The organism is Nocardia cyriacigeorgica (assembly GCF_005863245.1).
GTDB classification, from domain to species: Bacteria; Actinomycetota; Actinomycetes; order Mycobacteriales; family Mycobacteriaceae; genus Nocardia; species Nocardia cyriacigeorgica_C.
Map to the genome: position 1 here is coordinate 107,783 of NZ_VBUT01000010.1, position 20,642 is coordinate 128,424.

The following is a 20,642-nucleotide window of genomic DNA, read 5'->3' on the forward strand; positions in this document are numbered from 1 at the left end:
TCACCGTACCGGGCTGATATCCGGCGCCGCGGCCGATCCCGTCTCGGTAGACCGCAACTCCGCTGGACGCATGGCGTCGGCGTGATTGCGTAGCGCGGCCACCGCGCGCAGCTGACGTTCCAGCTCCGCGCAGCGTTCGGCGCGGCGGGCGGACTCCATGGTCGCGGCCTCCTGCGCGGCGCGCAGCGAATCGTCGATGGAACGCAGGCTGCGCTGCGCGACGCCGGTGTAATGGTCACGCAGCGCTCGATGGATGCGATGCAGGCGGTCCTTGGATTCCTTGCCTGCCTGGAACGCCACATCGTCGACGTAGCGGCGGACCGCGACCTTGGCCTCGTTGCGGCGCTTGGCCAAGCGGGTTTTCGCATCGTCGCGGAACGCTTTGCCGCCCACCAGCACACCCGCGCCGAGCGAAATCGGATTGAGCAGGGCCAGACCGGCGAACGTGCTGGCAAGGCCGACCATCAGCACGCCACCGTAGGAACCGCGCATACCGACGAGCAGCTTGCTGCCCACGCCGATATCGGGTTCCAGATCGGCGAGAGTGACCGCCGCCGAACGGGATTGGTCGTCCTGCTCGCCGGGACGCACATCGGGCAGATCGACCGCGCCGAGTTCGATGAAATGCTCGGCCACCCGCTCACTGAGCCGCTCCGCGCGCGCACCCGTCCACAGCAGGTTGTCACCAAGGGCCGAATCGACTGTGCCGGTGAGCCATTCCTCGATGCGCGACCAATGCCGGCCGGGATCATGGTCGTCTATCCATTCCTCGGCGGTGCGGGCGATCGTGCGCAGCCGGTCACGCAAATCGTGGTCGACGTCGCCCGCGAGATCGGTGATCCCGTCGGCGAGGGTCTGCTGCCAGGCCGCCGTGCGGCGATGCAATTCCTCCGCGGCCGACTTCGCCTGCTGCAACTCCGTGACCGCGGCCGCGCCCTGCCGTGGATCGCGCAGCGCGACGAGCTCGCTACCGAGGGCGAGCGCCAGATGTTCGGCCGCCGAATGGATATCGCGCGACACCGCGATCCGCGTCGCCCGCAGATCGCGCGCCACCACCTGCTCGCGCAGGAACTGGAAGAGCACACCGAAACCGGATTCGGCGCCGAGCTGCTTGTCCTGCAACCGCAGCGCGTGCGAACGCAGCAGCGACGACACCGCGATGATCGGCACCGGCAGCTCCGCGCGGTCCAGATGGGCACGATCGGCGGCCGCCACCTGACGCCAATGCGGATACAGGTCGATCTTGGTGAGCACCAGGGCCACCGCCGGGCAGAGTTGGCGGACCTGCCGCAGGAACGCCAGCTCGGGTTCGGTGAGTTCGGTGGAGGCGTCCGAGAGCACCAGCACCGCATCGGAGGCGGGTGCCATGCCGAGAATGGATGCGGTGCTGTTGTTTCCCTGACCGATGCCAGGGGTGTCGACAAGGACGATCCCGTCGGCCAGCAGCTGATTCGGGGCGGTGATCTCCAAGCGGGCGGCTCGGCGATCGGCCACCACCGGGGCGCGGGTGGCGGCGGCGACGTCGTCGACCTGCACGCGCTCCTCCTGGGAGCGGTCCGCGCCGGTGAACACCAGGTAGGCGTCGGTGGCCGGGCCGTGCGACAGCACCGTCGGCACAGTGGTGGTGGCGTCGTCGCCGACCGGGCAGAGATCGCTGTTCAACAGCGCGTTGACGAACCGGCTCTTGCCCTGATCGCGCTGCCCGGCGATCACGATCCGCCGCCGCGGATCGCGGACCCGGTCGGCCGCCGTTTCCAGGCGGGCGACCAGATCACCGCGATCCGCGGCGCGCGCGGCGGCGATGGTCTCACCGAGCACCGAGAGCAGCGAGGCCGCAGGCGGTGTTGTGGTGGCCGGTACAACCATCTCGGTTGTTCTCCTTCTCGGGTTCTCGGTGCGACCTTCGGGTCAGAGCAGAGCGTCGTCGGAGTCGACGGTGGGCGAGGTGGTTGAGATGCCCGTGTCTGCGAAAAGGCCGGACTCGCCGCTGATACCGCCGTCGAGGCCGGAACCGAAGGCGCTGGAGACGTCGACGGTGGACCAGGTGCTCGCCGTGGAATCGATGGTGGAGCTCGCCGACATCCCGAGGTCCGCTGTGGTGTCGGCGGCGACGTCGACCGAGCCCGCGGCGGAGCCACCGATACCGGCCGCGGCGTCCGCGCCGAGCGTTCCGGCGGCACCGGCTGCCGCATCGACACCGCCACCCAGCTCCAGCCCGGCGTCGGCGGCACCACCGAGGCCGGTTTCGAGGCCGGTCCCTGCCGCGCCGGTGACTCCGACGGCCGAATCGATTCCGCCGGAAACACCCGTTTCCAGACCTGTCCCCAACTGCCCACCGAATTCGCCGGCGGCATCCGCACCTGCGGACAGCCCGCCGCCGAGCTCGGCTCCGGCGCTTGCGGCCCCGGCGGCCGCACCGCTCACACCGGCGCCGAGGTCACCGACAGCACCAACGCCTGTGGACAACCCCGTCTCCAGGCCCGTCCCCAGCTGTCCACCGATCCCGCCGACGGCATCTGTACCGGCAGCCAGGCCGCCGCCGAGCTCCGCGCTCGCGCCCGCGACCACGTCGGCCGCACCGCTCACACCGGCACCGAGATCACCGGCAGCACCAACACCCGTGGACAACCCCGTCTCCAGGCCCGTCCCCAGCTGCCCACCGAGTTCAGCACCGAGCCCTGCGGCTCCACCAAGACCTGTGGACAACCCCGTTTCCAGGTCGGCGCCCGCCTCCGCTACGGCGGCGATTCCCGCGGCGGCGACAGCGTCGGCGGAGGACGACAAGCCTGCGGTGAGGTCCGCGCCGGCGTCGGCACCGCCTTCGACCACAGCATCGACACTCGACGACAGTCCGGCGCCCAGCCCACCTGCCGCCTCTGCCCCGAGCACCGCGCCCAAGCCGAAACCGCTCTCGAATTCACCCACAGCTTCCACAGCCCCGTCCACACCGGCGGACAGGTCGGTTTCTCCACCGAACAATCCGCCGAGCCCCAGCTCGAGCCCGGTACCGGCGTCACCGCCCGCCTCGATGACGCCCTCGAGCCCGGTGCTCACATCCCCACCGATCTCGGCCCCGGCGCCAACCACGGTCCCCAGCCCGGCGGCCATCGTCGCCCCCAGATCGGCCCCGGCCTGTGCCCCTCCTTCGACGCCGCCGGACGCCGCGCCCTCGAGCTCCGACCCGACTCCAGCTCCGATCCCCGCCCCGGTATCCACAGCTCCGTCCAGCCCCGCGCCCACGGCACCGGCCAGATCGCCCGACACGCCTGTGGACAAATCCCCCGCGGCCCCGACGACACCGCCGAGCCCTGTGGATAAACCGCCTTCCACCGCACCGTCCACTCCGGCCGCCAGATCCGTCCCCAGCCCAGCCCCGGCCTCGACCACACCCTCAACCCCTGTGGACAACTCCGCACCCACATTCGCCCCCAGATCCGCACCAGCATCCACAGCCCCACCCAGATCAACGCCGGCATCCACAGCCCCACCGACTCCACCGCTGAGACCCGCGCCCGCATCGACAAGACCGCCGACTCCGGCCGCCACATCGGCACCGAGCCCGAGCCCCGCGCCGACCGCACCACCCAGCCCGGCTTCCAGCTCGCCGCCGAGCTCTGCCCCCAGCCCGGCACCTGCCTCTACCGCACCACCGATACCCGCACCGAGCCCGGCCGCCGCGTCTACGGCACCACCGAGACCGGCACCCAACTCGGCACCGCTGCCGACAACACCACCGAGCCCGGCCTCGGCACCCGCACCGAGATCACCACCCAGTTCCCCACCGGTTTCGAGTGCACCCTCGATCGCGCCGCCCAGATCTGCTCCGAGGTCACCACCTACTTCGAGCCCCGCGCCGACAGCGCCGCCGACACCAGCCCCGAGATCCAGTCCACTGTCGACAGCGCCACCCAGACCAGCGCCGATTCCGGCGCCCAGCTCGCCACCGAGTTCGAGACCGGAGTCGAGGGCGCCGCCGATGGTTCCATCGAGGTCGGTATCCACAGCCCCGCCGATGCCGGCCCCGAGATCGCCGCCGAGCCCCACACCGGTGTCGAGCGCACCATCAATGGCGCCGCCCACATCTGCTCCGAGATCACCGCCGAGATCGAGCCCGGCGTCGACAGCACCGCCTACACCGGCGCCGAGGTCGGCCCCCAGCTCACCACCGAGGTCGACGCCGGCGTCCGACGAGCCGCCCAGACCCAGTTCGAGCCCACTGCCGATTGCTCCGTCGACCACCGCGCCGAGATCTGTCTCGATCGCACCACCGATGCCGCCCGCCAGGTCACCACCCAGCTCCAGACCCGTGTCGATCGCGCCGCCGAGGCCCGCACCCAGCTCACCACCGAGTTCGAGACCGGTGTCGAGGGCGCCGCCGATGCTGCTATCGAGATCGGTATCCACAGCCCCGCCGATGCCGGCGGCCAGGTCGCCACCCACCTCCAGACCTGCGTCGATCGCACCATCGGCTACACCGCCAAGGCCGGCTCCGAGGTCGAGTCCGGTGTCGATAGCACCGCCGATCCCGCCCGCCAGGTCACCGCCCAGCTCGAGTCCGGTATCGATGGCTCCGCCTACTCCGGCCGAGAGATCGCCGCCCAGTTCGAGACCCGTGTCGATCGCACCACCGATACCACCGGCCAGATCACCACCGAGGTTCGCGCCGATGTCGATGGCGCCGTCGACGATCGCGCCGAGGTCGAGGCCGGTGTTCAGGCCGCCGCCCAGGTCGATGTCGATATCGGTGTCGGCGCCGCCACCCAGATCGATATCGATGCCGGTGTTCGCACCACCACCGAGGTCGATGTCGAGGTCGGTGTCGGCGGAGCCGCCGAGGTTCAGGCCGAGGTCGGCGCCGAGGTTCAGGCCGGCGTTGGCGGCGGCGCCCGCGCCTACCGCGCCGACGGCTCCGAGGGCGGCGCCTGCGGCGGTCTGGGCGCCCGCGGCGATGATGGCCGTCAGCTGGGAGCCGCCGCTGACCAGCGCCGATTCGGCAACCATCGGGGCAACGGCGGTGATGTCTTCGGGCGTCACGTCCGGCAGCCCGGCGGAGGCGAGGGCCTGGCAGGGGTTGAGGCAGTAGCCGGCCGCGGCTTCCGGGTCGCGCAGCAGGTCGAGGATGAACTCGAGAATCGCGTTGGGTGTCATCGAGAATCGTCTCCTGGGCTCAGCGGACCGAAAAATCCGCGGTCGTTGGAATGCATTTCACGCTAGGGACGCGAGTCGTTACTCCGGAACGGGGCAAAGCCCCACAATCGCGCCCCCGCACCCATTAGGGGCATTCGATCCGTTAGGGGAATTTCCCCGAATCACCCCGAGCCGGTAACAGCGGACACCCAGCAACCGACATGCGGGTTGAGTCGGGCAGCGCCCCGATTCGTTTCCTTATCAAACAATCTCGGTATCGGCAGCGGCACTCGGTTCGAATGGGGATCTTCGGCATGACACAGCGTCTGGCGCTCGGCATTACCGTCGGGTCGGCGAATTCGGTTGCCGTACTGGCAAGCCGGGACGGCGAACCCGGCATCGACAGTGCCGCGGTCCTGACCCATCCGACCGTGCTGCGCCTGGTTCCCGGCGCGCCCGCGCTGTTCGGCAGCGAGGCGACCGACGGCGGCAGGCACGCGCCCGGTGTGCGGATCGACGGGTTCCTGTCGCGAGTCGGTGACCCGGTGCCCATGCTCGCCGACGACGGCACCTCTCATACCTCATCCGACCTGGTAGCGACGGCTATTGCCCGCCTCGTCGACGAGGCGGCCGACGCCGACGCGACAGTGGTCGCCTGCCATCCGGCGCACTGGACCGCGCACACCGTCTCCGTGCTGCGCACCGCTCTCGACGACGCGGGCCTGCCCGATATCGCGTTGATCCCGGAACCTGTTGCGGCAGTGCGCTGGTCGTGCGCCGCTGGCCGGACGGCCACCGGCGACGGCGCCGTCCTCGTCTACGATCTCGGCGCCACCGGCCTGACCGTCTCGGTGGTTCGGACCGGTGATCGAATCGAGCTGCTCGGCACTCCCGCGTATTCGACCGATATCGCCGGCGCCGAATTCGATCTGCTGACCATGCGCTATGTGCTGGCAAACGCTCCCACCGAATTTGCTGCCGACCCCTTCGACCCCGCCGTCGAACGCGAATTGTCGGCGCTGCGGGAACGCTGCCGAATTGCGAAAGAAGAGCTTTCCACACATACCGCGACGGTGGTGACGACCGGCTCCGGCCCGGACGGCGCCACCGTCCGGCTGGTGCGCGACGAACTCGAAGATCTACTCCGTGCGCCGCTGCGCGATTCCATGCACCTGATCCGCGACGCTGTGCACCGCGCGGGCATCGATATCGGTGACGTCCAGCAGGTGCTGCTGACCGGCGGTGGCGGCGCGATCGGGCTGCTCGCCGAACTCATCTCCTCCGAGTTCGGCCTACCGGTTGTCTCGGCTGCCGAACCGGCGCACACGAGTGCCCTCGGCGCGTCGGCCCTCGCCGCCGATCTCGCCGACACGGCCGTCGAAACCGTCGCGTTCGCCGCGATCGGCACCATGTCCGACGAGTCCGGCGAACCGGCTACCGAGTCGGCCCGCCCGGTATCCGCGCCGACCTCGCTGCCCCTCCCGGCCGACACCCGCACGCCGGGAACCGCCCGGACTCGCCGCCGCCGGATCGCCATCGTCGCGGCCGCCGCGGCCGCGATCGGCCTGCTCGCCACCGGCACCGTCGCGGTCAGCACGGGCGCCGGGACGGGCACCCAGCATCCTGCTGCCCCGGAGCATTCCACGTCGTCGACGGCGGGCACGCCCGCGACGGCCGGCGGGTCGACCACCCCCGGTGACGGATCGGCGGCCACCGGCGGCACGGCGGGCACCGTCGCCGATTCCGGGACATCGAAAGATGGCGCAGGTCAAGCGAATCCGTCTACGCCCGGAGCTGTCACCGTCGTCAACTCGCAACCCGCTCGCGAGGGCGCCCCCGCCGGTCAGCCCGGTTCGGCACCGTCGCCCGCCGCCTCCGGACCGGGCCAGGCGCCACAGCCCGCACCGCAAGCCCCCGCGCCCGCACCGCAGGCCCCGCCGCCCGCACCGCAATCACCTCCGCCCGCGCCCGCACCGCAACCACCGGCTCCGGCCCCGCAGCAGCCGCCCGCGCAGACGCCGAAGCTACCCACCGACGGCCTGACCGACACGCTCGGCGAGACCGTCGAGGGTGTCGGCGGCACCGTTGGCACCGTGCTGCGCGCGCCGGGCGAGATACTCGGCGGTTCCGGTGGCTGAACCGGTACCGGCCGCGGCCTTCGACACGCTGCCCTGTGCCCGTGAGCTGTTCCGGGAACTGGATTCCGAAGCGCCCGTGGTGCATTTGATCCGCGGACGTTCCGGCACCGGCAAGTCGACGCTGCTCGAGGCGGTACGAGCCAAGCTGCGCGAACGAGGCGTCACGGTCCTCGACAGCCCGCGCGGCAACGGCGCGTCGGCAGGCGCGGCGCTGGTGGTCGACAACGTCGACGTTCTCGACCACGCCGAGCTCGACTCCCTGCGGGCCGCCATCGATTCCGGCACTCATACCGTCGTCGCGGCAGCCCGGCCCCGCCATCACGATCCGCGGCTGCGCGCGCTGTTCGATGCCGCCCTGCGGCGCGGCCGGGTCGCTGAACTGCGCCCGCTCGGGGTCGCCGAGATCGCCCCGTTCGCACGAGAACTCGGCCTGTCGGTGCCGCGCGCGGTGGCCGCGCATATCCACAAGCAGACCGACGGCATCCGTGGTGGTGTGGTGGCGGCGTTGGCCGCGGCCAGTCACGGTCGCCTCGATGCGGGCATCGAGGCCGTCGACGCCGCGGTCGACGCCTGGGCGAGGGCGGTCCTCACCGATATCGATCCGGCTCTGCTCGACACACTGGCCGTCGCTACCACCGGAAGTGGTTTGGACGCAGGCGAACTCACCGAGGTGCTCGGCGTCGATCCCGGCACCGCCCGCGATCTGATCGACCGCGCCAGAGCCACCGCGCTCATCACCGACGCCGATCTGCTGCTCGCGCCGGCCGTGCGGCCGCTGCGCGCACTGCTCGGCGAACGCCGCTTCCTGACGATTCAGCGCGATCTGCTCACCGCCCGCCTGCATGCCGGGCTGCTGCGCGATCACACCGCCGTACTGCTCGCCGAATCCGGTGTGCGCGATGCGCGCCTGGCCGAATTCCTCTGCACCGCAGCCGAGAACAGCGGCAACGACGCCGTCCGCTACTACGCCGCCGCCGCGCAGGCCGGCGCGAACCGCGACGCCATTGCCGTGCGCTGGGCCCACGCCGCTGCGCACGACGGCGATTACGACACCGCGCTGCGCCTGGCCGAGCCGTTGCTCGCCCGCGACGATGTCCCCGTCGCGAATCTCGCTGCCGCCGTGCGTCTGTGCGCCTGCCTCCTGACTCGTCGCGGCCTGACCGACCGTGCCGCCCGCCTCTACGCCTGGCTGGGTCCCGACCGAGCGGGCGCCGAGTGGGCCGAAGGCGCCGCGGTCCTCTACCTCGCCGGTGACGCCGACGCCGCCGCGGCCATGGCGGCGAGCGCGGGCCGATGGCCGCCGACCGAAGCGACCACCCCCATCCGGCTGGTCGCCGAGGCTCTCGGCCATTCCCTGCACGGACGTGCGGGCGATACGGCCAACGCGATCGCCACCCTGTCTCGCGCCACCCACACCACCTCTACGCGCTTCGCGCCCTGCACTCCCACCTCGGCTGCCGTCCTGCTGTGCCTGAGCACCGGCGACCCGGCGCGCGCCGCCCAGACCCTGCGCCGGACCAGCGCGACCGGCGCCCAGCTGCCGGTGCTCGCCGCTTGGACGGCGTTGGCCGGCGGTGACGAAACCGGCGCCACCACCGCGCTCGCCACCGTCGACTGGGATGGCCTCGACGTCCGCGACGCGCTGCTCGCCCATGCCGCCGCGGTCGGTCTGGCCCGGCGCAGCGGTGATCAGGCCGCGCTCACCCAGGCCTGGCAGGCGGCCCAGCCGCTGCTGGACGAGGTGGAGGCCGATCTGCTCACGCTGCTCCCGATCGGCGAGCTGTGGCTGGCGAGCATCCGCTGCGGCGACGACCACCGGATGACCGCGCTCGTCGCGGGCGCCCACACGCTGCTCGATCGGCTCGGCCACCCGCCGGCCTGGGCCAACCTGTTCCACTGGTACGGCGTGCAGGCCGCCATCGCCCGCGAGCGCCCCGACGAACTACTGCCGCACGCCCACGCGCTCAAGGCCGCCGCCGAGTCGGGCGACCGGCACGCGGCCGCCCTCGCCGACGCCGGCCGCACCTGGGTGCTGGTGCTGCGCGGCGAGGTGCACGCCGGCCGCGTGGAGGCCGCGGTGGCCGAACTCGGTGCGATCGGGCTGAGCTGGGACGCGGCGCGCCTCGCCGGAGATGCCGCGCTGGCCGCGCCCGATTCCGCCACCGCGACCTCGCTGCTCAAGCTGGCGCGCACGGTGCGTTCCGACGCCCGCCCGTCGGCGCTCACCCCGATCACCCCGCCACGACGTGCCGCCGCCTCCGACACCGGCGACGACGGCCTGCTCAGCGACCGGGAGAGCGAGGTCGCCGAATTGGTGCTGCTCGGCCTGACCTATCGGGAGATCGGCGCTCGGCTCTACATCTCGGCCAAGACCGTCGAACACCACGTCGCCAGGATCCGCCGTCGCCTCGGCGCCGGTTCGCGCTCGGAGCTGCTGGCCATGCTGCGCGCGATGGGATACGGATCGCTGCTGGTCTGACGCCCGGCGGGCCGTTAACAGCGGCGCGGCCGAGATCGAAAACTTCGGTGGGAGGACGCAAACACTCGAACGCCTGGTGCGCTGCGCCTAGGCTCGGACGGGGGTTCAGATGACAGCCGAGATCGCGAACAACACGAAACGACCGAAACACAACGGTTCACCACCGGGCACCGATCCACCGGCGGCGAAAATGCCCGTCACCGCGACGCGACCGGGTGCGATCGAGGGGCCCGCCGCGTCGCGCGCGCAGCATCCGGCCGCGGTCGGATCGGCCGAGCGCCGTGGCGAGGCCGACCCCGGGCCGGGTCACCGATTCGAGTCCATGCCGTTCGCGCAGGCGATGTTGCGGGAGCTGAACCGCCGCGATGGCCCACCGCCGGCCTACCTGGTGCGTGGCCGCGCCGGCACCGGGAAGTCCGCTCTGCTCGGCGCGGCTCGCGACCTGCTGACCTCGCATAACGTCAAGGTGTTCGACGATCTGGCGACCCTGCCGAAACGTCTGCTCGCGGGCACCGAGCACGAGACCGCGGCCCGGCGCGCCGTCCTCATCGACGACATCCACCTGCTCACCGCCGATGACATGCAGATACTGAGCGCGGTGGTCGGCGCCCGCCGCCACACCGTCGTCGTCGCGGCGCAACCGCGTCCGCACGACCCCGGCCTGCGCGCCCTCACCGAAACGCTGGCCGGGCACGGCCGGGTCATCGAACTGCGCACCCTCGGCCTGCCCGAGCTGCTGTCGTTCGCCCGGGAACTGGGCCTGCTCGTGCCGCGCCCGCTCGCCGAGTACATTCACGCCTGCACCGGCGGTATTCGCGCCGGGATCGTCGCCGCCCTGCGCGCTGCCTGCGCGGCCCGCCGCGATGCCGCGGTCGCCGCGGTGGATCTGGCGGTCGCCGACTGGGCCACCAGCCTGCTCGCGGATCTCGCACCGGACCTGCTCGACACCCTGGTCGTCGCGAGCGCGGGCACCGGGCTCGATGCGAGCGAGCTGGCCGAGGTGTTCGATATCGATTTCGCCTCGGCCCAGGATCTCGTCGACCGGGCGCGGGCGACGGCCCTGGTGACCGACGCCGATCTGCTGCTCGCGGCCGCCGTCGCACCGTTGCGAGCCCAGCTCGGCGCCCAGCGATTCGTCACGGTACAGCGGCGGTTGCTCACCACCCGGCTCGACGCGGGCCTGCTGCGCCCCGATACCGCGCTGCTGTTCGCCGCGTCCGGGGTGCGTGATCAGCGATTGGCCGAATTCCTCGTCGCGGCCGCTGATCGCGCCGGCGGCGTCGACGCGGTGCGCCTCTATTCGGCGGCCGTGGCCAGTGGCGCCGATCCCGGTGCGATCGCCGACCGCCGGGCGCTGGCCGGCCACCACCTGCACGCGAGCGCCCCCGCCGACCCGCCGCCGCCGAGCCCCGCGCCGGCGACCCCGCTGACCGACCGTGAGCAGCAGGTCGCCGAGCTGCTGCTGCTCGGCCTCACCTACCGCGAGATCGGGTCGCGGCTCTACATCTCGGCCAAAACCGTCGGGCACCATGTGTCCCGGATCCGGCGCCGGATCGGTGCCGGGTCCCGAGCGGAGTTATTGTCGATGCTCAGCGCAATGGGACACGGTTCGCTACTGGTGTGGCCGTCCCGCGCAACGATCCGGATCGAGCAGGACGCCGAAGCGAGGACATGAGGATGGCCACTGGGGTGGGCCTGCGTATCGCCGCCGAGGAGTGCACCGCGGCGATCGTGACCAACGACGGCGAGCCGGAGTACATCGTCCGTGAGCCGGTACTGCACATGTCCGACGAGGGCGACGCCGAACTCGGCGGCACCGCGCCGGCCGGGCACACCCACACCATCACCGGATTCGCCGAAGCCGTCGGCGACCCGGCCGGGATCTCGGTCGACGACGGACCCGCCTACCGGGCCGAAGACCTGGTGGCAACTGCCCTGTTCTGCCTGATCAACCTCACCGCCGACCATCTGAACGGCGCCGCGGAGTTCTACGCGACCCATCCGGGCGACTGGCCGCAGGAGCAGATCACGGCCCTGCGCGATGCCCTCGACTATCTGGGGCTGCGTTCGGTGGTGCTGGTCAGCGAGGCCGAACTGCCCACCGCGAGCGAACTGCCCGCCGACGCGGGCGCCGACACCCCGGCCCGGGTCTACGCCTACGGAGCGGCCGCCACGGCGCTGACCGCGGTGCTGGCCACGCCCGCGGGCAACACCCCGCCCGATCCGGCGACGGCCGAGAACTCGACCCTCGACACCGACATCATTCCCGCGGTTCCGGCGCCGGAGCCGGTCGCGCAGGCGTATTCGGCCGCGATCCCGATCGCCGAACCGCCCGCCACCGAGATGGCGACCGAGATGGCCGCGGTCGCGCCCGAGGCCGCACCCGCCGAACCGGCCGCGACGTCCGAGAAACCGGCCACCAACAGCCGCACACCCGTGCTGATCGCGGTGGCCGCGCTGTTCGGTCTGATCCTCGGCGGCATCGGTGTCGCCGTGCTCTTCCGTGAGGACGACAGCACCCCCATTCCGCCGATGCGCGACGCCAAGTCCGAACAGGTGACGGTGAGCCCCACCCCGCACGCGCCGCCGCCCGGCCCGCTGCCGGTCGCGCCGCCGCCGACCACTGTGGCCCCGCCGGTCACCGAGGAGCCGCCGGTGACGGTCGCGCCGACCACCGAACCGGAACCCGCGCCCCCGCCGCCGCCGAGCAGCCCGCCGCCCCCGCCCACCTCGGAGCCGCCCACCAGCACCGGCAGCTCGTCGACCAGCACGAGCAGGCCGACGACGACCGGACCGTTCCGGCCGATGCCGCAGCTGCCGCTGCCGCCCGCCCTGGAAATCCCCGGCACCCGGCGATAATCAGACACGAGTGGCGACCGGTGTGATGTGTGGCATAAAGTGATCCGCTGACCGGTCACAGCGGTATCCCGCGCACCACCGGTTCATAGCTCCACGTAGGCTGTGCGCCAACGGATTCTGCCCGTGGCCACGGATTACCCGGCACATCTGTGCCGACGAAGGGACTTCATGCGCAAGTCGGTGGCGCGTCGCGCCGCGGTCAAGGCTGCCATCGCCTCGACCGTTCTCCTCGCCCCCATGTTCGGCACCAGCCCCGCCGTGGCCGAGGCCCCGCAGCTGAAACCCGGTGAGCTACCGGCCGAGCTGGTGCAGGCCATCTCGCGCGACCTGAAGATGACCCCGACCGAGTACCTGGATCGTTCGGCCCGCGCCCAGCAGCTGAGCAGCTACGCGCGTGAGTTCCGTGCCGAGCGCCCGGACGCGTTCGCCGGTGCCTGGATCGGTACCGACGGCAAGCCGGTCGTCGCCGTGACCTCGCCGGACGCCGCCAAGATCGCCGCCGCCGACGGCTACCAGACCCGGCTGGCCCCGGTGTCGGCGGACAATCTGGAAACCTCGCTGACCCAGCTGAACCAGTGGATCAGCACGCTGCCGAACGAGCTGTCGAGCGCGATCAACTCGGTGGCCATCGACTTCCTCAACAGCCAGCTGGTGCTCAGCGTCGCCAACACCCCGGTCGGGCACATGCTGAACCTGCCGACGCTGATCGCCAACATCAAGGTCATCCTCGCGCCGGGCGGCGGCGGCCCGGTCGAACGTCGCCCGATGGGCGGCGACACCTACATCAGCGCGCCCGGCTCGCTGAAGGACACCGCGCTGCGTGGGGTCGATGTGTGCTCGTTCGGCTTCAACAGCGTCGACGCCGCCGGTAACGCGCTCAATATCAGTGCCGGACACTGCAATCCGAATCTCGGCAAGGGCGACCAGCAGGCCGGGGTCTACATGCCGAATGTGCGTGACATCCCGGCCAGCCCGGAGCTCGGCACCTTCGTGCGGGCCAACCTCGGCGGTCAGAGCGGCCTGGACTACTCGGTCATCAAGCTGAACGACCGCGCGGTGCGGGCCGGCATGGACCAGCCGTCGGTGCGCGGCGCCAACGGCACCACGCTCACCGTCACCGGCATCGCCGACCCGGTGATCGGCGCCCCGGTCTGCAAGTCGGGCCAGTCGTCCACCTTCACCTGCGGCTTCGTGGTGGCCGACCGGGTCGAGACCCAGCTGTTCACCGCAGACGGTGAATCCAAGACCGTGCGCGGCTTCGCCAGCACCGCCTGCACCCTCGGCGGCGACAGCGGCGGCGCGATCGTCTCGGGCACCCTCGCCCTCGGCATCACCAGCGGCTCCAATGCCGCCGAGGCGCCGAGCTGCGACGAAGCCAATATCGCGCTGGCCCAGTACGGCGGCACCGCCACCCTCGGCATCCCGATCCGCCCGATCCTGGCCGACATCAACGCCTCCGCCGGTGGTGGAGTGGGCAGCGGGATCACCGTGCGCACCCGCCCGAACGCGGGCTGAGCCGCAAGGCTTTTCCGAACAACAGATCCGGGCCGTCCGAGCGCTGAGTACCAGCGTGCGGACGGCCCGGTTCGCGTTGTGGTGATCGTGGCATTCGTGGTGATCGACAAGGTCATCCGCACAAGATCAGTGGCGACCTACAAACCCGGCGGCCCACAGTGCCTCGCACCCCGCCTGATCTGTCCGGATTCGAGCAAACCGGTCGGCCGAACAAGTAGGCATCCCGCGTGAGACCCCATATAGTCTGGTCATGCTCCTGCCACGCATAGGTCATTTCCGGTCGCACCGGACCGCTCCGCAACGGACTGGGATGCGAAAAGCCGCGATCGCCGCATCGGCCGCGATCCTGCTGTTCGGCCCCACCGCGGCGGTCGCGTCAGCCCAGCCCGACACCGATCCCGGGCTGCCCGCCGAGCTCATCACCGCGGTCTCCCGCGACCTGAAGATCTCGGCCGACGAATACCTGCGCCGCGCCGATCTCGCCCAGCAGGTCGCCGCGTTCGCGACCACCGCACAGCGGCAGTTCCCGCAGGTGTTCGGCGGTGCGTGGCTCGACGACGCGGGCAAGGCCGTCGTCGCCCTCGCGCCCGGCTCCGGCATCGACGAGGCTCGTGCCGCCGCCGAATCGGCCGGATTCGAGGTGCGCAACGTCGCCAAGAGCCAGTCCGCGCTGCGTGGTGAGAAGAGCGCCTTCGAACGCTGGCTCGACGAACAGCCGGAGCCGGTGGCCTCGCTGGTGCGCGGCGTCGTCATCGACACCGTCAACAACAGTATCGCGGTGCGGGTGGACAAGCCGGGCCTGCCGATGCCCAGCTTCGTCGACCCGGCCCGCGTCATCGTGATGGCCCCGCCGGTCGCCGGTGAGGCGCTGCCGTCGGCCGACCCGATCGCCGAGGTCACCGGTGCGTCGCTGGCCGGTGGCGACGGCTACGCCTCGGTCGCCGGACGCACCTCGCTGCGCTGCTCCTTCGGTTTCAACGGCATCGACCGTGACGGCGCCACCGTCAACGTCACCGCGGGCCACTGCAACCCCGACATCGGCAGCGCCGGTGGCGGTAACGCCGCCGCCGTGCACGAACTGCTGCCCGGCGACAAGCTCGGCGGCCGGCTGGGCACCTTCAGCAAGTCGGTGCTCGGCAACCAGGACTACTCCATCGTCCGCATCGCCGACCAGGCCCGGGATCGCTTCGCCAACAACGCTGTTCGCGTGCCCGGCGCCGCTCCGGTCCTGGTCGAGGGTGTCGCGACGCCGGTCGTCGGCGCGCCCGTCTGCAAGTCCGGTTCGCGCACCGGCTTCAGCTGCGGTGTGGTCAACGCCGTCGATCAGACCGTGCAGGTCGGCGACCGCCAGCTCACCCAGAGCTTCTCGGCCAATATCTGCGCCTTGCCCGGCGACAGCGGCGGCCCGATCGTGACCGGCCGTCTGGCCCTCGGCATTTCGAGCGCCTCCTCGGTGGCCGACTTCCCGGTCTGCGAGATCCCCAACCTGATCGGCGCCCTCACCGGCAACACCCCGCAGCTGTTCGCCCAGCCCGTCAGCGTGGTGCTCTCGGACAACCCGGGCCTGCGAATCCGCACCAACTAGATTCTACGCTCGGCAGAGACGTCGAGAGGCCGGCAGCATTCGTGCTGCCGGCCTCTTCGCTTTTCCCGGGTGGGTTTGCGACGGGCTTGTGCGCCGATAGACGACAGGCTGCGAACCAGTGGTGGGATGCGCTGACAGCTGGGCGGCAACCGCTGCGGCGTAAGGCATTCGAGGCGCCCGTCATGCAGGGGGCGCGGCCGGACTTTGTGCGCGGCGCCCTGCGTTCATGTCGTCAGCGCTGTGCGCTCGCTCGGGTCTGCTCCGTATTCCCGCCTGAACGCCTCGCAGCGCCGCGAACGAACGGCGGATGAACTCCGGGTTACCCCAGGGCTTTCGGACACCTGAGGAGCGCAGAGGATCGACGGGCCCCGGTCCAACTCGCGACGCCACCGTCCGGACCCCGTCCCGCAAACGCAAACCGGCCCGCCCCTTTCGGGACGGGCCGGTGCTCGCGGCGCGAATTGCCTTACGGCAATTACTTGCCGCCCTTCATGTTCTCGTCGGACCACTTGGTGGTGCCGGGAGCCGCGTTCAGGGTGTTGATGAGGTCCATACCAGCGATCGCCAGGGCAGGGCCACCGACCGCGATCGTCCCGAGGATGCCGCCGATACCGGCGAACGCGACGATCGTCGGAATCGCCGCGATGCACCCGACGATCGTGAGGCACTCGACGAGGCCGACTGCCGTGCCGATCAGACCGCCCGCGACCACGCCGATCGCGGTGCCGAGGAAGCCGCCGACCGCCGTGGCGATGCCGAACTGGCTGGCGAACTCGTTCTGGGCGCGCTGGTTCTCGATGGGCGAGGCCACCGACTTGAGGCCGAGGTTGACCGCGTTGACCTTCTTGTCGGCCAGCTTGTCGGCCGGGACCGCGGCCTTGTCCGGGGTCAGCTCGAGGACCTTGCCCTCTTCCTTGACCACGGGCTTCACCGGCACCACGACGTCGGCGACGTTGAACGCGATCGGCAGCGAGACCACCGTCGCACCCTTCTCGTCCTTGATCAGGTAGACGTCGTCTTTCTTGACGTCCTTCGAGGACTTGGTCAGCTCGAAGGTGCCGTTCTTGAGGGTGGTGACGACGGTCTTGTCGACCAGCTTGACGGAATAGCTGATGGGCTGTGCCGCCTCGGCTGCGGGTTCAGCGTGGGCCGTGCCGAACCCCATGGCCATCGCGCCGGTCACCATCGCGGCAACCGCGGTGGTCTTGCGGAGTTTCATTCAGTTTCCAATCCATCATCAGGTTGTCCGTATGCCGTGGACGCCTCACGAGCGAGCTCATTCATTCCGGTCGGCCGGACCGAAATCCCCTCCGAGCATTGTGAAGACAGGCACACAGAACAGAACGCCGTGAGCCTAGTCGAACAAAAGTCCAGATGCGAGATTCTTTACGTGTGGTTACGAATGCGCTCGGGTAAGCCTGTCCTTATCTCATACCCGGTTCTGCATGCCCTTTACGGTGTTGAACAGCTCAGGTCGCATATGGATCGAATCCACTTATGTGAGCTTGATCACAGCAGAATCGGCGGTCAACCCCCAGGAAGATGGGGCACCAGCCAACCGCAGATCCTACGCTGGACACCAGTTGTTACTGGCGGGTAACTTACTGGCAGTTAGGATACGAGCCAACCCGAGGCGCACAGCCTCGACAGCTCGTGTTGCCTCTATAGAAAGGTCGCGACATGAATGCCCTGACCGTGACGCTGGGCACCCTTGGAGCGGCGCTCAGCCTCCTTTGTTGGGTGTCGTTCTTCGGCGGCGCCGGAACCATGGTGCGGACGATCATGATCGGTCAGTCCGCACCCGATCGGTGGCGGCCGTTCTTTCCGCGCTTCAAGCAGATGCTCGTGGAGTTCATCGCGCACACCCGCATGAACAAATTCCGCACCGTCGGCTGGGCGCACTGGCTGGTCATGGTCGGCTTCATCGCGGGCGCGCAGTTCTGGTTCATGGCCTACGGCCAGACCTTCAAGCCCACCTGGTCGTGGCCGCTGATCGGTGAGACCTGGTGGTTCCACCTGGGCGACGAGATCCTCGGCGTCGGCACCGTCGTCGGCATCGTGACGCTGATGGTCATCCGTCAGCTGAACCACCCGCGGCTGCCCGATCGGCTCTCGCGTTTCAGCGGATCGAAGTTCGGCCCCGCCTACTTCGTGGAATGGGTCGTGCTCGCCGAGGGCCTCGGCATGGTGCTGGTGAAGGCCGGTGTGCTGTCGCTGCACGGGCACTCCGCCTGGACCGACCCGATCACCGGGCAGATCGCCAAGATCATCCCGGCCAACGTCACGCTGATCTCGATCTTCGCCTTCGTCAAGCTGATGTCCGGCATGATCTGGCTGTACATGGTCGGCCGCAACATCACCTGGGGTGTGGCCTGGCACCGCCTGTCGGCCTTCCCGAACATCTACTTCAAGCGTGAAGACGACGGCGACGTCGCCCTCGGCGCCGCCAAGCCGATGATGTCCAAGGGCAAGGCCCTCGATATGGAGAATGTCGACCCCGACACCGACACCCTGGGTGCCGGCCGGATCGAGGACTTCTCCTGGAAGGGCTGGCTGGACTTCACCACCTGCACCGAATGTGGTCGCTGCCAGTCGCAGTGCCCGGCCTGGAACACCGGTAAGCCGCTCTCGCCGAAGCTGCTGATCATGTCGCTGCGCGACCACGGTTACGCCAAGGCGCCGTACCTGCTGGCCGGTGGCCGCAAGGACATGGGTGGCGACGAGATCGGCCTGGTCGACGCCGACGGCAAGCCCGACGAGGCCAAGCTGGCCAAGATCTCCGAGGCCGCGCGTGCGGAGGCGGAGCGTCCACTGGTCGGCGGCGAGGACGTCAGCGGCATCATCGATCCCGAGGTGCTGTGGTCGTGCACCACCTGTGGTGCGTGTGTCGAGCAGTGCCCGGTGGACATCGAGCACGTCGACCACATCATCGATATGCGCCGCTACCAGGTGCTGATCGAGTCGGAGTTCCCGTCCGAGCTCGCCGGTCTGTTCAAGAACCTGGAGAACAAGGGCAACCCGTGGGGCCAGAACGCCAAGGACCGGCTCAACTGGATCAACGAGCTGGACTTCGACATTCCGGTCTTCGGTAAGGACGCCGACAGCTTCGACGGCTACGAATACCTGTTCTGGGTCGGTTGCGCCGGCGCCTACGAGGACCGCGCCAAGAAGACCACCAAGGCCGTGGCCGAGCTGCTGGCCACCGCGGGCGTGAAGTTCATGGTGCTCGGTCAGGAAGAGACCTGCACCGGTGACTCGGCGCGCCGCGCGGGCAACGAGTTCCTGTTCCAGCAGCTGGCGCAGCAGAATATCGAACTGCTGGACTCGGTGTTCGAAGGTGTCGAGCAGAAAAAGAAGAAGATCGTCGTCACCTGTGCGCACTGCTTCAACGCGCTCAACAACGAGTACCCGCAGGTGGGCGGCACCTATGAGGTGGTGCACCACACGCAGCTGCTGAACCGGCTGGTGCGGCAGAAGCAGCTGGTGCCGGTGGCCTCGGTGTCGCAGAACGTCACCTACCACGACCCCTGCTACCTGGGCCGGCACAACAAGGTCTACAACGCTCCGCGTGAGCTGATGGAGGCCTCGGGCTCGAACCTGGTCGAGATGCCGCGCCACGGCGAGCGTTCCATGTGCTGTGGCGCCGGTGGTGCCCGCATGTGGATGGAAGAGCAGCTCGGCAAGCGCATCAACATCGACCGCGTGGACGAGGCGCTGACCACCAACCCCGCCAAGATCGCCACCGGCTGCCCGTTCTGCCGCGTCATGCTGACCGACGGTGTGACCGCGCGCCAGGAAGACGGCAAGGGTGAGGGTGTCGAGGTCGTCGACGTCGCCCAGCTGATGCTGGACGCGATCGAGCGGGTCGAGCCGGCGAAGCTGACCGAGAACCTGACCGTCATCCAGGAGCCCAAGGCCGAACCCGAGCCGGAACCCGAACCCGAGCCCGAGCCGGTCGCCGAGGCGGCCCCTGCCGCGGCGAAGGCCGCGCCGGCCGGTGGTGGCCTGGCCATGAAGGGCCCGGCGAAGGCTCCCGGTAAGGGTCTGGGTATGAAGGGCGCGGCCAAGGCGCCCGGTGCGAAGGCCGCGGCACCGGCCGAGACCGAAGCCGCTGCTCCGGCCCCGGCCAAGGGTCTTGGGATGAAGGGCGCCGCCAAGGCACCCGGTGCCAAGGCGGAAGCTCCGGCCGAGGCCGCTGCCGAGACTCCGGCGGCTCCCCCGGTCAAGGGACTCGGCATGAAGGGTGCGGCGAAAGCGCCCGGCGGCAAGGGTCTGGCGATGAAGGGCGCGGCAAAGGCTCCCGGCGCCAAGGCTGCGGCGGCTCCGGCTGCTGAAGCTCCTGCCGCCGAAACCGCTGCGGCAAGCACCGAATCGGCGTCGGCGCCCACCGAGACCAAGCCGACGGTCGCCGCCAAGGGTCTGGCCATGAAGTCCGGGTTCAAGCGCCCCGGACCGAAGGCGCCCGGCGCCAAGGCTCCGGCTGCTCCGGCGGAATCGGCTCCGGCCGACGAGGCTCCTGCGGAACCGGCTTCGGCTTCAACGGTATCGGCTCCGGCGCAGGCCGCGACCGAATCGGCCTCGGCGCCTGCCGAATCCATGCCGACCGTCGCCGCCAAGGGTCTGGCCATGAAGTCCGGGTTCAAGCGCCCCGGACCGAAAGCGCCCGGCGCCAAGGCTCCTGCGGCGGACCCGGCTCCGGCCGAGTCGGCGGCCGACGAGGCCCCGGCTTCGTCCGAAACAGCTTCGGCGCCTGCGGAAACCGCGTCGGCGACCACCGCGACGGAATCCGCTGAGACCCCCGCCAACGGCAACGGCGCAGCGGACGCCCCGCTGCCCACCGCCAAGCCGGGCGGTCTCGGATTCAAGTCCGGAGCGAAGGCGCCGGGCCGGAAGAGCTGACCGTCCACAACTGAACAACAATGATTCGACCCGGGTCCCA

General features: G+C 70.2%; 9 protein-coding genes and 1 pseudogene. 7 read left to right on the plus strand and 3 right to left on the minus strand.

Translation table 11 applies throughout. The features are described 5' to 3' along the window. Both FEK34_RS23655 and FEK34_RS23660 read right to left on the minus strand, forming a co-directional pair. Nucleotides 1-1,866 carry a dynamin family protein gene (locus FEK34_RS23655; protein WP_138451119.1) on the minus strand — a complete coding sequence of 622 codons (1,866 nt, stop codon included), beginning with the start codon at nucleotides 1,864-1,866 and terminating at the stop codon, nucleotides 1-3. 42 nt (nucleotides 1,867-1,908) lie between these two features. Further along, complete coding sequence (locus FEK34_RS23660) at nucleotides 1,909-5,148, minus strand: IniB N-terminal domain-containing protein (protein WP_138451121.1); 3,240 nt, start codon at nucleotides 5,146-5,148, stop codon at nucleotides 1,909-1,911. Nucleotides 5,149-5,441: 293 nt separating this feature from the next. Here FEK34_RS23660 and FEK34_RS23665 point away from each other — a divergent pair, with 293 nt between their 5' ends. From FEK34_RS23665 to FEK34_RS23690, 6 genes and pseudogenes are all read left to right on the plus strand, one after another. Continuing rightward, on the plus strand, nucleotides 5,442-7,265 hold the full coding sequence (locus FEK34_RS23665) for an Hsp70 family protein (RefSeq protein ID WP_171048355.1): 1,824 nt from the start codon (nucleotides 5,442-5,444) through the stop codon (nucleotides 7,263-7,265). After that, nucleotides 7,258-9,744 carry a LuxR C-terminal-related transcriptional regulator gene (locus tag FEK34_RS23670; protein ID WP_138451125.1) on the plus strand — a complete coding sequence of 829 codons (2,487 nt, stop codon included), beginning with the start codon at nucleotides 7,258-7,260 and terminating at the stop codon, nucleotides 9,742-9,744. Before FEK34_RS23665 ends, FEK34_RS23670 begins: the two co-directional genes overlap by 8 nt. 1,408 nt (nucleotides 9,745-11,152) lie before the next feature. Then, nucleotides 11,153-11,419, plus strand: a pseudogene (locus tag FEK34_RS31405) (response regulator transcription factor); the annotation flags it as partial. A 2-nt stretch (nucleotides 11,420-11,421) separates the two neighbouring features. Continuing rightward, nucleotides 11,422-12,603, plus strand: a complete 1,182-nt coding sequence (locus FEK34_RS23680) for a hypothetical protein (RefSeq protein ID WP_249359536.1) — start codon at nucleotides 11,422-11,424, stop codon at nucleotides 12,601-12,603. A gap of 168 nt (nucleotides 12,604-12,771) precedes the next feature. After that, the gene (locus FEK34_RS23685) at nucleotides 12,772-14,118 is read left to right on the plus strand and encodes a S1 family peptidase (RefSeq protein WP_138451399.1); all 1,347 of its coding nucleotides are present in this window, start codon (nucleotides 12,772-12,774) and stop codon (nucleotides 14,116-14,118) included. A 310-nt stretch (nucleotides 14,119-14,428) separates the two neighbouring features. Further along, entirely contained in the window at nucleotides 14,429-15,703 is a 1,275-nt protein-coding gene (locus FEK34_RS23690; protein WP_138451132.1) for a S1 family peptidase, read from the plus strand. A gap of 475 nt (nucleotides 15,704-16,178) precedes the next feature. Here FEK34_RS23690 and FEK34_RS23695 read toward each other — a convergent pair whose 3' ends face one another. Continuing rightward, nucleotides 16,179-16,922, minus strand: coding sequence for a hypothetical protein (locus FEK34_RS23695; RefSeq protein WP_138451134.1), 744 nt, complete (start codon nucleotides 16,920-16,922; stop codon nucleotides 16,179-16,181). Between the two features lie 461 nt (nucleotides 16,923-17,383). On the opposite strand from FEK34_RS23695, the gene FEK34_RS23700 reads away from it, so the two are divergent. Then, complete coding sequence (locus FEK34_RS23700; RefSeq protein WP_138451136.1) at nucleotides 17,384-20,602, plus strand: (Fe-S)-binding protein; 3,219 nt, start codon at nucleotides 17,384-17,386, stop codon at nucleotides 20,600-20,602. Nucleotides 20,603-20,642: the final 40 nt, after the last annotated feature.

Bases quoted from the DNA above. Each gene is read 5' to 3' on its own strand.
- FEK34_RS23655 (WP_138451119.1), bottom strand. From the start codon at position 1,866: ATGGTTGTACCGGCCACCACAACACCGCCTGCGGCCTCGCTGCTCTCG.
- FEK34_RS23660 (WP_138451121.1), bottom strand. From the start codon at position 5,148: ATGACACCCAACGCGATTCTCGAGTTCATCCTCGACCTGCTGCGCGAC.
- FEK34_RS23665 (WP_171048355.1), top strand. From the start codon at position 5,442: ATGACACAGCGTCTGGCGCTCGGCATTACCGTCGGGTCGGCGAATTCG.
- FEK34_RS23680 (WP_249359536.1), top strand. From the start codon at position 11,422: ATGGCCACTGGGGTGGGCCTGCGTATCGCCGCCGAGGAGTGCACCGCG.
- FEK34_RS23685 (WP_138451399.1), top strand. From the start codon at position 12,772: ATGCGCAAGTCGGTGGCGCGTCGCGCCGCGGTCAAGGCTGCCATCGCC.
- FEK34_RS23690 (WP_138451132.1), top strand. From the start codon at position 14,429: ATGCGAAAAGCCGCGATCGCCGCATCGGCCGCGATCCTGCTGTTCGGC.
- FEK34_RS23695 (WP_138451134.1), bottom strand. From the start codon at position 16,922: ATGAAACTCCGCAAGACCACCGCGGTTGCCGCGATGGTGACCGGCGCG.
- FEK34_RS23700 (WP_138451136.1), top strand. From the start codon at position 17,384: ATGAATGCCCTGACCGTGACGCTGGGCACCCTTGGAGCGGCGCTCAGC.